At 53.6% G+C, this 12,579-nt stretch carries 12 protein-coding genes; all 12 read right to left on the minus strand.

Going from position 1 to position 12,579, the window contains the following annotated elements:
- Positions 1–162: 162 nt before the first annotated feature.
- A complete protein-coding gene (locus VPK24_RS10825) occupies positions 163–906 on the minus strand; it encodes an HAD-IIB family hydrolase (RefSeq protein WP_393013067.1) in 744 nt (247 codons plus the stop codon).
- 91 nt (positions 907–997) lie between these two features.
- Positions 998–2,524 (minus strand): ferredoxin:protochlorophyllide reductase (ATP-dependent) subunit B, encoded by a 1,527-nt coding sequence (gene bchB / locus VPK24_RS10830; protein WP_393013070.1) that lies wholly within the window; start codon positions 2,522–2,524, stop codon positions 998–1,000.
- A 524-nt stretch (positions 2,525–3,048) separates the two neighbouring features.
- Positions 3,049–3,795, minus strand: coding sequence for a response regulator transcription factor (locus tag VPK24_RS10835; protein WP_393013073.1), 747 nt, complete (start codon positions 3,793–3,795; stop codon positions 3,049–3,051).
- 431 nt (positions 3,796–4,226) lie between these two features.
- Complete coding sequence (locus VPK24_RS10840; protein ID WP_190353460.1) at positions 4,227–4,958, minus strand: HAS-barrel domain-containing protein; 732 nt, start codon at positions 4,956–4,958, stop codon at positions 4,227–4,229.
- Positions 4,959–5,022: 64 nt separating this feature from the next.
- Positions 5,023–5,217 (minus strand): NAD(P)H dehydrogenase subunit NdhS, encoded by a 195-nt coding sequence (locus tag VPK24_RS10845; RefSeq protein WP_099532648.1) that lies wholly within the window; start codon positions 5,215–5,217, stop codon positions 5,023–5,025.
- 206 nt (positions 5,218–5,423) lie between these two features.
- Positions 5,424–6,533: a glutamate 5-kinase gene (proB, locus tag VPK24_RS10850; RefSeq protein ID WP_190353458.1), complete on the minus strand. Its 1,110-nt coding sequence runs from the start codon at positions 6,531–6,533 to the stop codon at positions 5,424–5,426.
- A 946-nt stretch (positions 6,534–7,479) separates the two neighbouring features.
- A complete protein-coding gene (locus tag VPK24_RS10855; RefSeq protein ID WP_099532651.1) occupies positions 7,480–8,046 on the minus strand; it encodes a YqeG family HAD IIIA-type phosphatase in 567 nt (188 codons plus the stop codon).
- Positions 8,047–8,154: 108 nt separating this feature from the next.
- Positions 8,155–9,252, minus strand: a complete 1,098-nt coding sequence (gene mltG / locus VPK24_RS10860) for an endolytic transglycosylase MltG (RefSeq protein WP_393013078.1) — start codon at positions 9,250–9,252, stop codon at positions 8,155–8,157.
- 12 nt (positions 9,253–9,264) lie between these two features.
- On the minus strand, positions 9,265–9,822 hold the full coding sequence (locus VPK24_RS10865; protein ID WP_099532653.1) for a DUF3727 domain-containing protein: 558 nt from the start codon (positions 9,820–9,822) through the stop codon (positions 9,265–9,267).
- Positions 9,823–10,363: 541 nt separating this feature from the next.
- The gene (locus tag VPK24_RS10870) at positions 10,364–10,558 is read right to left on the minus strand and encodes a hypothetical protein (RefSeq protein WP_099532654.1); all 195 of its coding nucleotides are present in this window, start codon (positions 10,556–10,558) and stop codon (positions 10,364–10,366) included.
- A gap of 326 nt (positions 10,559–10,884) precedes the next feature.
- Positions 10,885–11,364 (minus strand): hypothetical protein, encoded by a 480-nt coding sequence (locus tag VPK24_RS10875; protein WP_190353455.1) that lies wholly within the window; start codon positions 11,362–11,364, stop codon positions 10,885–10,887.
- A 457-nt stretch (positions 11,365–11,821) separates the two neighbouring features.
- Positions 11,822–12,181, minus strand: coding sequence for a HesB/IscA family protein (locus tag VPK24_RS10880; protein WP_393013083.1), 360 nt, complete (start codon positions 12,179–12,181; stop codon positions 11,822–11,824).
- Between the last annotated feature and the right edge of the window lie 398 nt (positions 12,182–12,579).

The raw sequence follows: 12,579 nt of genomic DNA on the forward strand, positions 1-12,579 counted from the left end.
GGGCTGGTCGTTTCAAGCACCAAGATCTCGCTTTCGAGTTCTGATTGGTTTCTGATTGGTTTTCGGTTGATCGTTGACTGATCAGCGATTGCCGGTTTGTGATTATTTGCAAATATTTTCTGGGTAGGTAATCTCTGCAAGTCCTTGCTGCAAACCGATGGCTCAAAACAAGTCCACTTGCCAATGGCGGAACCCATCCATAATGCCCAAGAGGCCAGGATAGGGACTGTGGTAGAGGGTGGGCCGATCGCCCAATGCCGCCAGTAGCTTGGGTTCGCTGTTGCCCACGGCGATCGCCCGGTAGCCCGCCGCCAGCAGATTCAAATCATTGAGGCTGTCTCCGGCGGTGATGATTCGATCGCCCGGCCAGCGCTCCAGCTTGGCTAGTCGTTGCAGAGTAAATCCTTTAGCAACGCCCTTCGGCATCACGTCCAGATAGCGATCGGCGGACATAATCACATCAAAACCGGCTGCCTGGATCAGGTTCAGTGTGGCTTGCCGCAACAATTGCGGGTCGTAGTCATAGGACACGCGGTAGGCAAATTCCCCGCGCTGCAACGAGAGACCCGGCTCCCCCGCCAGCAAGCGCTTGACCCGATCGTTCGCGCAATTCCAGCGATTGGCAATGTCCGTTTGGATGGTTTCGATCGGGCGGCCCTGACCGTCATAGACCGTTGTGCCCACATCGCCAATCACAAAATCCGGTTGGGGCACTGGGCAATCGCCCGACCACAGCGGTTCAATGAGCTGCCAATGGCGACCGGTCACGAAAACTAAAATCAGCCGATCTCGCTGTTGTTCAATCCGTTGATAAAACGCAGTGCGATCGGCCTGGGAGCCGTGCAGAAAGGTTCCGTCCAAATCCGTTGCTAGCACCCAACGGGGCGCGGTCGTTGCAAAAACCATAGGTCACCAGTCCCCCACCGATGCGATCAATCCCTGGGCATTGTACCAAGGCGTTTCCTGCTTCCCGGGGAGAGCTGGGTTCCTCACTGGGCTATGCGCCGACGGCTTCCTTGGCGGCATAGAGCACTTCAGCGGTAATTTGCGTCAGTCCCCGATCGCGCGCAAACTTTTCCGTATTGCGCTTCACCTTGCCCCGCACAAAACCCGGCACACGGTTCAACTCCGTCAGCCCATCGCGACTCCAATTCAGCTCCGAATCCGTGGAAACAGATTTGGTAATCACTTCCTTGGTGTCGTGGCCACCAAAGATTTCCAGCAAATGATCTTCCATGCCCAAGGTGAAGGAGTTATAAACCAAGTCCACCACCTGGTTGGCTCCCTCATAGCCCAAATAGGGTCGATAGCCAACGGGAAAATTCTGAATATGAACCGGAGCCGCAATTACACCGCAAGGGATATCTAATCGCTTGCCCACGTGGCGCTCCATTTGCGTGCCAAAGATGGCGGCCGGTTCAATTTCCGCGATCGCGTTGGCCACCTGGGTATGGTCATCGGTAATTAAAACTCGATCGCAATATTCACTGACCTGATCCCGGAACCAGTCGGCATCATACTGACAGTAAGTGCCCGCCAAAACCACCTGAATTCCCATTTCCCGGGCCAGGATTTTGGTCATGGCTGCCGCGTGGGTGTTGTCACCAAACACCACGGCTTTTTTACCCGTTAGGTTTTGACAATCGATCGAACGAGTGAACCAAGCGGCTTGCGAAGCAAATCGGGTTTGTTCATCAATAAACCCTTCATAGTTCACCGGTTCGCCCTGGCTGTTCAGCACGGCTTGGATCGATCGAATGCAGCGGGCCGTTTCCACAATCCCCATCGGCGTGATATCCACAAGCGGCATCTGAAATTCCGTTTGCAAATATTGCGCCGTCAGTCCGCCAATTTCGCGGTAAGGAACTAAATTAAACCAAGCCCGAGGCAACTGTTTCAGTTCCTCCACCGAAGCCCCATCGGGAATGACTGCATTCACCGTAATTCCCAAATCTGCCATTAATCGCTTCAGTTCCGTGCAGTCGTGGCGATTATGAAATCCCAGCGTGGTCACTCCCAAAATATTCACCGACGGGCGATCGGTCTTTTGGGTTTGCAAATCACCCACTTTGCGGGCTTTTTCAATATAAAATTTGACGATTTGCTGAAGGGTTTGATCCGCCGCTTGTAATTCGTTCACGCGGTAGTGATTCACATCAGCAAAGAGCACATCGCCCTTGGCATCCAACTGGGCCCGTGCCACAAAATTTTGCAAATCCTCTTGCAAAATGCTCGAAGTGCAAGTGGGAGTCAGCACAATTAAATCGGGCGCTTCTTCTCGATCTTTGCGAACAATATTATCAACAACTTTTTCTTGGGAGCCTTGGGCCAAAACGTTGCGATCGACCACGCTAGTGGTGACGGGGGTATAGTCTCGCTCCCGTTCCAACATCGATCGCATCACATTGAAATAGTCGTCCCCCAGTGGGGCGTGCATGATGGCATGGACTTTTTGAAAAGAACTGGCAATCCGCAACGTTCCAATGTGAGCCGGCCCGGCATACATCCAATAGGCTAATTTCATCTGCTGCTCAACTTGGGCCCAATAGCCCGACGCATTGACGTTGAATCAGGTCTAAATTTGCATCTAAATCTAAGCCCAAGTCTGATTCTCGCAGACGAATAATTGATCCCCGCTAAACATGAAGCATTGCAACGTAAACAAAAATCTGCAAGTGTTGCGAGACCTAACAACCCTTGCAGACGAATGAATGGCGTTTGCCTTGTTTGGGATTGGCTTTTCGAGAATTAACCCTGTTTTGGCTTTGTCTTCTTTTGAACAAACTTGAATCAAGGTGAACGAACTTGAACTCAATTGAAAAGTTGGGATGAGACCGAAGAAGCTATCTGAAAAGGATCTGGCCCGGGCCCAGCACCCGCAGTCATGGGGGCAAGGGGCTTAGGGCCTATCGTCGTTTAGCCCGAAACCCTAGAGCTGCCGTTAGTAGGAGCCGTGGGGGGCAAGGGGCTTAAGCCCCTTGTCTTTGTCTTTGTCGATCGAGGAGAGAATCGGGGTTGCAGAGCCGAAGCGATCGCCCAACCTGGCGTTTAAACCGAAGCTGCGTCGGCCACGCTTTCCACGGCGCGATCGTCCTGGGCCGGCAATTCCAGACAGTAACCCGCACCATAAACGGTTTTGATGTAGCGCGGATGGCGGGGATCGGGTTCTAACTTGGTGCGCAAATGTCGCACGTGAACTCGAATGGTTTCAATGTCATCGTTGGGATCGTAACCCCAAACTTCCTTGAGAATTTCGCTAGGAGCAACGGTTTGGCCGTGGCGCTGCAACAGGCAATGCAACAGCTCAAATTCCAGGTGAGTGAGCTTCACGGTTTTGTCAAACCAAATGGCCTCAAACCGTTCAGGAACCAGGGTTAAGGGGCCGTAGCTGAGGATTTCGCTATGTTTAGCAGCTTGGGGAATGCGATCGGTGCGCCGCAACAGGGCCCGCACCCGCGCCAACATTTCTTCCACTTCAAAGGGCTTGGTTAAGTAATCGTCTGCCCCTGCATTGAAGCCCTCAACTTTATGTTGTGTTTGCCCCAGCGCTGTCAGCATCAGCACTGGAATATCGGCGGTGCGTTCATCGCGTCGCAGCCGCTGACAAACGGTGAACCCATCCACCTTGGGCAACATAATGTCCAACAAGATTAAGTCGGGCATGAGTTGGAGCGCTAGGGCTTGGCCCTTGATGCCATCGGTGGTTTGGTTCACGTCATAGCCGGCCATTTCTAGGTTGACGGATACCAGTTCGGAAATGGCTGGATCGTCGTCAATAACGAGAATGCGCGGCATGGCCTTTGGCTCCGAAAAACGTGCGATCGGGGACAGGCAACCAACTGCATATCCCTGATCGGATTATAAAGCGGCTGAGAAGAAGGCTGGAAAATCACTATTTTGTTTTAGCAATCGTTCGCAACCGACGGTAACAGTTCGCAATATTGCCATGATTCGCAATCGGGCTGGGGCTGACCGGGCCAGGGCTAAGCGGGTTGTGGCGTGGCTGCTGTGGCTGCTGCTCGATCGCCCCCATGCCGGCCGCTTGGGGGTTTAGGAATTGCAAGGATTAGGGATCACAAGGACTAGTAGCGCGACATCCTTAAAATATTGGGTCAAAATTGCGGAGCCAGTCGTGGTAACAAGGGGCTTGAGCATCTTGCTGCTTAACGATCAGGTGACAGTAACAGCCATGTCATTTAACCCAGTGAATTAAGGCAGCCACGCTACTAGGGACTGAGATGAACTTGGCCGAGGATCGCTCGCAGGCGGTCGTAATCATCCTTGAGCAGAACGCTGAGGGCGCGGCCCGCCTGCACCAACCAGGGCCGATCGCCCTGTCGCAGCCGATAAACCTCCCGCAGCGTGGCGGCAATCAACGCATCGGTGGGCGTGCCGCTCATTTGCAACAAAGTCCGCAAAAAGTCCATTTTGGCGGTGAATTCCACCACCTCTTGGCGATCGCACCCATACACCGCCTGGTGAATTTGGGGTGGGCGAGGGGGCAAATGTTGATAGATCGGGCCGTTGATCAGTTTGGCCCCCGCTTGCAGGAGGTTGGCGATCGCCCCTGGGTTCACGCCTTCTGTCCCGATCGCGTCGGGATTCAAGGACTCCAGCGGCACAAACCCCACGATCGCCACCCGAAACTCCGTGCGCAACATGGAAAAAATTTGCGGCTGTTGTTCGCGCAAATCTTCCAAGGACAGCCCCAAGGCCTGGGCCCGGTGTACGGAGTCGATCGGGGCGGTGGTGGCGTGATAAACCACCCCATAGATCTGATTGCCGGAATCCTCATCGCGCGATCGCACCCAACTGCCAAAGGGCGGCATGGTCGGAAAACTAAGGGTTTCTGGCTCCAAACATTGGGCTAAATATTCCGTCGTGGCCGTTTCAATCACTTCCGCCAGGTGATGGGACGGGCGATCTCGCTGGGCAAATTGCGGCAGGGGTAAACGCATGGCCGAACCAAAGCGGGGCTAAGGGGAGCAAGGGTTAGGGGACTGACGGCCTTGAACCAATGCGTTACTTTTTGCCGCGACCAGCCGTGGCATCCACCGTCTCCAGTTCCGAGAACCGGAAGGTGACCAATTTATCCCAGTTGCCGCCCTCAAACAGCACGGCCACTTTGCCATCGGTCACGCGCTGCACTTGACCTTGAAACTGATAGTAGGTGTCGTTGGGGTTAATGACACGGACTGCGGAACCGGGCAGGATCATAGGATTAGCCTGAACTCGACAGGGACTGGGATTGGCTTGGGAATGAGGGCTTGGGGCCCCGGGGGCAGTCAACCGATGCCCAGCCCTTACGATAGCGTGCGATCGAGCTGCTTTGATCGCCCAATCCCGCCCGATCGCCCCCAAAATTTTTGATATCCCCAATCAGTTGAACGGTTGAATATGGCTGAATCCTGTGCCCCGCGTCTTTAGCTAGCCAGCACCAAGTTATCCCGATGCACCACCGTTTCCGGCGCATCATGCCCCAAAATTGCGGCAATTTCGTCCGATCGCTTGCCACAGATTTTCTCCAGCGCCTCATGGCTGAAATTCACCAGGCCGCGAGCCACCTCCCGTCCTTCCAAATCACAGAGCTGCACCGCATCTTGGGGTTGAAACTCCCCTTCCAAATCCCGAATTCCCGCTGCTAACAGGGATCCACCGCCCGTGCAGATGGCCCGCACTGCCCCGGAGTCAAGATAAAGCTTGCCCGCTGGAATCAGGCCATGGGCGATCCACCGCTTGCGGGCGCTGGTGGCCTGGGGTTGGGGGGCAAACTGCGTGCCAATATCCGCCCCCTCCAAGATTTTCAACAAGTTACGTGGTTGGCTGCCGTCCGTAATCACCACGCGAACCCCGGCACTGGTGCCAATTTGGGCGGCAGTGATTTTGGTGGCCATGCCGCCGGTTCCCCACTGGGAGCCACGGCCGCCAATGTCCAGTTCCAACGCCTCCAAATCGGACATTTGCTCCACCAGGCGAATGGGTTCCGCGTCGGGATTTTGGCGCGGGTCGGCGGAATAGAGCCGATCGACATCCGTGAGCAAAAACAGCCACTCCGCTTCCACCAAGCTGGCCACCAAGGCCGAAAGGGTGTCGTTATCGCCAAATTTCAACTCATCCACGGCCACCGTGTCGTTTTCATTGACGATCGGGATGGCTCCCATCCGCAGCAGTTCTTGAAAGGTGCTGTAGGCGTTGATGTAGCGACTGCGCTGGGCCAAGTCTCCCCGAGTCAGCAACACTTGGGCGATCGGCTGGTCAAACTGACTAAACAGATCGTCATAGACCCGCATCAGTCGCCCTTGGCCCACGGCGGCCACGGCCTGTTTCTGGGCGATCGCCTTGGGCCGTTCCGTCAGCCCCAACCGTGCACAGCCCACCCCCACCGCTCCCGACGACACCAGCACCACGGGATAGCCCCGATCGCGCAGATCACAAATTACTTCCACCAACGTGGCGATCGTGGACAAGGCCAGCCGGCCGCTGTCCGGTTGGGTCAAGCTGGAAGTGCCAATTTTCAAGACGATCGGGCGCATAACTAACCACCACTTCTGGAAGGGTTGCAAGGGGCAACCAATTATCAAACCAGCGAACGGCCCCAGCGGCCCAGGCTGTGGCCCCAGGGCGATCGAGGTTGATGGGGATCAAGCGGTTGAGGTGTGGCGTTAATGCGGGGGGCTAATTCTGGGCGATCGACTCGCCTTCGTGCGGATCCCCCACCGGAATGCTTGAGATTACCGCGAGACCTTCGCCCCCGAGTCCGACTCAGATCCTGGGCGAAACGGCGATCTCAAGCACCGTGATCCCAAAAACCCTGAGCAACAGGGCCCCAAAACAGCAGGGCCAAAAACAAAGTGCCGGGATCCGGAGACCCCAGCACTTTGAGTGTTTAAAAAAGTTGGTTTTATGGTTAGGGTCTTTATTGGCTGACCCCATTTGAACTGTTATTAGAATCGCAGATTTTTGGGATGGCGTTTTATTTCCTTATATTTTTTTTATATTTGTTTCTTCATAAAAGTTAATCAAAAAGGCGAGATTTTGTATTCTAGCAAGCGATATATCACGGGATCAGTATCTTTTCTTTAAAAAATGTTTCAACCATGGCGGCAACTTGATAGAGAAATTCCCTTAGGCCAGAAAACGAAGACGATTTGAATAAAAACTGTATCGGGATTGACAAAAAATTATTAAGCGCCCTATTCCCTAGATTTTCACCATGAATCTGTGCGTTACACCGCAAATTGCAACGATTAATGATGGCAAAAACCATGACTAATCGCTCCTAAAGTTAGCCCCCAAATCCTCGGATTGGATTCCGAATCTTTGGGGGCGGTTGTCAATGGTGCTGTGTTGGTTTTTTGGGGCCAAGACTGCTTAATTGTGTGCTCATCTATTCAGGTGGGATCCACCCAGTCGAGATCCATGAGCACCGGTTATTTTTAACTCAATCTCAGAATGACTTCGAGTTGACCATTGATTGAGTTAGCTGGCGGGGCGATCGGGCGAGGAGGTTGCTGTGGGCAGGGGCGAAGGATCGCGATAGAACGATGCGCCAATCAGTTTTGAGAGCCACACTTCGAGGGAGTGAATCGGGTAGCCCCGATGGGCCGACAGGGGATTCACCATCGGTTGCACCAACACGGTGAACAGCCCCAATCGGTTACCGGCTAACACATCGGTGAACAGGCGATCGCCCACCATGGCCACCCGTTCCGGCGGCAGTTGCATTTCTTGGAGCGCTTGGCGCAACTTGCGGCGAGAGGGTTTGGCAGCTCCGGTGAAGTAGGGCAAGTCGAGCGATCGGGCAATGCTGCCAATTCGCGACTCGCTCAGGTTGTTGCTGGCCAGCCACAGTTGCACATGGGGCCGCACTGCTTGGATCCAGGTCACCAGTTCCGGTGAAACCGCGTCGGTGGTGGTGGGAACCAAGGTGTCATCCACATCCAGAATCAAGCCCTGCAAACCGTGCTGCACAATCACTTCCGGCGTGAGGGCCAAAATGCAGTCGCCTAGGATTAAGTCGGGCTGAAGCAGGACACCAAACGTCACGGGAACCTCACAAACTTGTGGCGATCGAACTGAGCAGCGAAACTGAGCAGCAAACTGAGCGGCAAACTGATAAAGGGGCGATTATCAGGGCGATCGGGGCGATTGTGCCTAGGGGCTGGGGCTGGCCGCCGGTTGAGGGGTCGATCGAGTCCTGGCGTTGCGCTCGGCCCGAATGCGCTTCACAGCGGCTTCGTGTTCCGCCAAGGTTTTGCTAAACACATGGGTTCCGTCATACCGTGCCACAAAGAACACATAGTCTGTTTTGGCCGGAGCCAAGGTGGCCTCTAGGCTGGCCTTGCCCGGTGCGGCGATCGGCCCCGGCGGTAACCCAGGATTGAGATAGGTATTGTAGGGCGAAGGCTGGCGAATATCCGTGAAAGTCAGGGGGCGATCGGGCGTTTGCCGAATTTTCAGGGCATATTCCACCGTTGGATCTGATTCTAGCTTTTGCCCCCGATTCAGCCGATTACTAAACACTCCCGCAATCACCGATCGCTCCTGGGGAATCACCGCCTCTTTTTCTACAATGCTGGAAAGCGTCACCCACCCCAACAAATCCAGCTTGGTTTGGCCGCGATTTTGGTTCCACAGGGGCAAAGCCACCTTCTCGAAGCGATCGAGCATCGAATCAATCACCGCCTGCGGGGTAATCGTGTCTCCCGGAAACTGGTAAGTATCCGGAAAAAGAAACCCCTCCAAGGACGTAATTCGCTGGGGCAGCCAGGGGTAGCGATCGCGCGGAATTTTTTGCGTGAGGGCCAAAAACTCCTCCGCCCGAAACACCCCTTGGGACTGGAAATAGTCGGCCATTTGCCGCACCGTCCAGCCCTCCGGAATCGTCAGGCTCTGTTGAATGGTCTTGCCCTGCCAAAGTTGTTGGGCAATGTCCGTCATCGGGGCCGTGGGCAATAGTTCATAGGTTCCCGCCTGGAAGCCGCCATTGTCGTCATTCCAAGTCAGCCACCGGGCCCACAGCTCCCAAGCCGCGCTGGAGCGAATAATCCCCAACCGTTCCAGATCGCGGCCAATTTGCCGGGCGCTGGTTCCCCGTTCAATTTGCACTTGTACCGCTTTCATGGCGGTGTCGCCCTGGGCCAAGTCCATAGGACGGTTGGCCCAGCTCCACCATTGCCATCCTTGCCAAGCACCAACCAAGGCCGCCGTGGGCACGAGGAGAGTAAATATCACGCGACCCAATCGTTGCATGGCTCGATCGAACTACTCCAACCCATTAAATAGTTGTTCCTCGATCGACGGTAGCAAATCTTCGATCTGCTCCAGTTCCTCGGGATCCAGTAATTCTGGCTGTCCCTGTTCATTCATGCGGGCCACAATGAAAAACGGATCCAGCGGCGTATAAACCGCATACTCCGTTTCGTTATGGAAAAAGCTGGCTAACCACTGGAACTCATCCACATCTTCACCGGAGCCATTCCCTTCCCAGGGTTCATCGTCCTCCGGCTCTTCGGGTAATTCGCCCTCAACGGTCAGCACGATCGCCGTGCGCTTCAACTTCAAATTCTCCTCTGCCAACACCGCCTTCGCCGTGTTGAACAGGAGATCGATCTGTTGCTCGTTCTCGATCGGGACGGCTTCCTCGTCCTCATCGTCACCCTTCCAGGTCACAATCTCAACCGGGGAATCCACCGGGTGTAAGAGCACATACTCGGAGCCTTCCACCTCGATCGAGTGCTCAACAAAACACTCCAATGTCCGACCCGTGGCATCGGACAGGGTGATGGTGGGAACGTCCCACGCAGTATCTTCTTGGGTCATGCGCGCGATGGGAATCGAGACCTTAAAAGTATCCCCCATGAGGGCAGCGTTGCCGCAGGGAATAATCAGGATTTTCCCGCTTCGCCCTCAATCACCAGACTGACGACAGAATGGCCAGGCAATTAGCGCACCCACAAAAAAGCCCCCTACACAGGAGGCCCATTGTGGACTAAAGGAGTAAGTTCACCCTCAATACCCATCTTTCACTCAGTGCCTATACCCGATCGAGAAACCCATAACAGTGCTGTTCCAAGTGTCGTGAATTGTGCCGAACACTGGGCCACCAATTGAAGGGAAAAAAAGAAAGGGCGATCGCACCGGTATTCTCAGCTTCAGGGGCATCCTTGAGAATCAAGATGGGATTGTATCGTACTTGAAAAACGAATTGGGAAAAATCGGTTGCAAACTGCTGAACATTCTCTTTTGAAGCGATTGTTTCAGTGAACAACCTTCATCCCAACATCCCAATTCAGCGAATCTAGCAAACTTTATAAACGGTAGCTGCTGAATCGCTGGCTCAGCCATTCAACCATCGGAACCCTTAACCAATGGCATCTTCTTCAGACAGCATCTCTAGAAGATTGTCGGGATCCACATAATGGCAAACCGCATCATCAACACAAATCAAAGCCCAGCCCGATGCATCAATATCCATTAATTTGTAGGAGGCTTCTTGGACAAAAAAGCCCTTATGATTACGGGTTTCCGGCTTAACAGTAACGTTGTTCGCAGACATTTCCCTAACTCCTGAAACGGTGTGACGACGAACTGAACTGGTCGGGTAAAGCAAGTCTAATAACTTGTATCGCAAAATCCTATCATTCAATTTTTGATTGTCCAGTAAAGTTCTGTGACATCTTGCAACCCCTTGTTAAATGTAAACGGTGTAACCAGAGAGCTGCTGAACCCTGTTTTTTCGAGGGTTTGACCTGTCAGAGATTTGGACTTTTGGGATCACAATCGTTCGAGAAATTGTAAAGTTTTTTGACAATTAAAAATGGAGCCAGTTTTTACCTGACTCCAATGCCAAAAAATCAATAAGACGCGATCCCAGTGCGATCCCTAGCTATCAAAGATCCAAGCTTTGATCCGCTGAAAGCCTTTGCTGTTGGGTTTTTGGGCGATCGCCTCTTCCAAATTTTTCTGAACTTCTTCGGCCGCGTCTTGGTCAATCAAAACCAACTGGCTGGCGATTTCCACCTGTTCGCGCACCCCTTTTTGGCCGTCTTCGATCATGGCAACAGCCAGATTTACACGGGCTTGGGCATCCTGGGGATTGAGTTTCACGGCTTTTTTAGCAGCTTTGAAAGCCAATCCCGCTTGGTCAGTCAGCAAATACAGCCATGCCAAGCAAGTCCAAGGGGGGCTGCTTTTGGGGGCCCGATCGCACACGGACTTAAACAGCGGAATCAGCACAGTGGGATCTTCACCGGCTTGATAGCGATCGATGCCTTGCAAGAACAGTTCTTCGGCGGTTAACGTCGCGGAGTCAGTGGTTTCCGCATCCGCAAGTTCTGAAGTGACGACAGGAGTTTCGGCCATGGGTCAACCACGAAAAAGAATGAGGGTCAGTCCTGACGAACGATTGCCAACGGGGAGTAACCCGCCAGCATCGATCGCCCAAAGGCTTGGTCTTTGACCACTGTTGAAGGGTTACGTTGCGCGCACAAAGTCGCGATCGCCCCGAAAACGGAATGGCAGGGATAATTCCGAATCCTAACGATACCAGCAAACGCGAAACGGCAATCCCAAAGGACTGCCGCCGCTAACAGAGGGGCGATCGATCGTCCCCCCAACGCACCCCACCACACTGATGAAACCCAGTTAAGGACAGGAGGCCCAGTTCAAACCAACTCAGCTCAAACTAACTCAATTCAAACCAACTCAGCTCAAACCAACTCAGCTCAAACTCAATCAGCTCAAACTAACTTAATTCAAACTCAATCAGCTCAAGCTAACTTAGCTCCCTCAACCAAAACCCAGTTAGGTTCAATCCCAACTAGGCCGAAAAAGACTTCCCACAGCCGCAGGTTTGGGTAGCGTTCGGGTTGCGGAATTGGAACCCGCCACCAATCAAAGCCGTGCTGTAGTCCAGTTCCAAACCATAGAGATACAGCAGGCTTTTCGGATCACAAACCACCTTGAAATCGCCGTAATCAAACACATCGTCATCGGGGCGAATATTCGCTGCCGTCTCAAAGTCCATCGTGTAAGACAAGCCCGAACAACCGCCTCCCCGAACGCCAACTCGCAAGCAGAGGTCGCTTTGGCCTTGGCTCTGGCGTAGGTTGAGCAGGTGTTGGCGGGCCGACTCGCTAATTTGAATGCCTTGCTTGGCGGGAATGGTTGAAGTAGTCATAGGATTCAAAGGGCTGGGACTAGCAACTGCCTGGGGATAGCTCCTTGGAGGAATGCCCCAGAGTTTCGCGGAATCTGTGAAATCGATGGAATCTGATGAAATCTATTGTATGCAACTCCTCCAGCTAATTTTCAGTAATTTCGGTAGGCTATGGGATCTGGAAATGTAGCGATAACTTAACGATCATCCGCTTTCTGAATTTTCTGGGCTGAAACCAAGGCAAAAACAACCCACATCCAGAAAGCACAGCAAAGTTACCCCACCACAGCACCCATGGCAGAACCCACCGCAGAACCCACGGCGTTCTTAAGCCACCGTTTCGTCAGGCTACCTCTGATGCTCGGTTTGGCAAGTGCTAGTTGGGAAGACTTGCGATAATGGAACCGGAAAGGCTGCGT

The sequence above is a fragment of the Limnothrix redekei LRLZ20PSL1 genome (genome assembly GCF_043235035.1).
Classification (GTDB): domain Bacteria; phylum Cyanobacteriota; class Cyanobacteriia; order CACIAM-69d; family CACIAM-69d; genus CACIAM-69d.

Coding starts and splice junctions, on each gene's coding strand:
- VPK24_RS10825 (WP_393013067.1), bottom strand. CDS start 906: ATGGTTTTTGCAACGACCGCGCCCCGTTGGGTGCTAGCAACGGATTTG.
- VPK24_RS10870 (WP_099532654.1), bottom strand. CDS start 10,558: ATGTCTGCGAACAACGTTACTGTTAAGCCGGAAACCCGTAATCATAAG.
- proB (WP_190353458.1), bottom strand. CDS start 6,533: ATGCGCCCGATCGTCTTGAAAATTGGCACTTCCAGCTTGACCCAACCG.
- bchB (WP_393013070.1), bottom strand. CDS start 2,524: ATGAAATTAGCCTATTGGATGTATGCCGGGCCGGCTCACATTGGAACG.
- VPK24_RS10835 (WP_393013073.1), bottom strand. CDS start 3,795: ATGCCGCGCATTCTCGTTATTGACGACGATCCAGCCATTTCCGAACTG.
- VPK24_RS10845 (WP_099532648.1), bottom strand. CDS start 5,217: ATGATCCTGCCCGGTTCCGCAGTCCGTGTCATTAACCCCAACGACACC.
- VPK24_RS10865 (WP_099532653.1), bottom strand. CDS start 9,822: ATGACCCAAGAAGATACTGCGTGGGACGTTCCCACCATCACCCTGTCC.
- VPK24_RS10840 (WP_190353460.1), bottom strand. CDS start 4,958: ATGCGTTTACCCCTGCCGCAATTTGCCCAGCGAGATCGCCCGTCCCAT.
- VPK24_RS10880 (WP_393013083.1), bottom strand. CDS start 12,181: ATGACTACTTCAACCATTCCCGCCAAGCAAGGCATTCAAATTAGCGAG.
- mltG (WP_393013078.1), bottom strand. CDS start 9,252: ATGCAACGATTGGGTCGCGTGATATTTACTCTCCTCGTGCCCACGGCG.
- VPK24_RS10875 (WP_190353455.1), bottom strand. CDS start 11,364: ATGGCCGAAACTCCTGTCGTCACTTCAGAACTTGCGGATGCGGAAACC.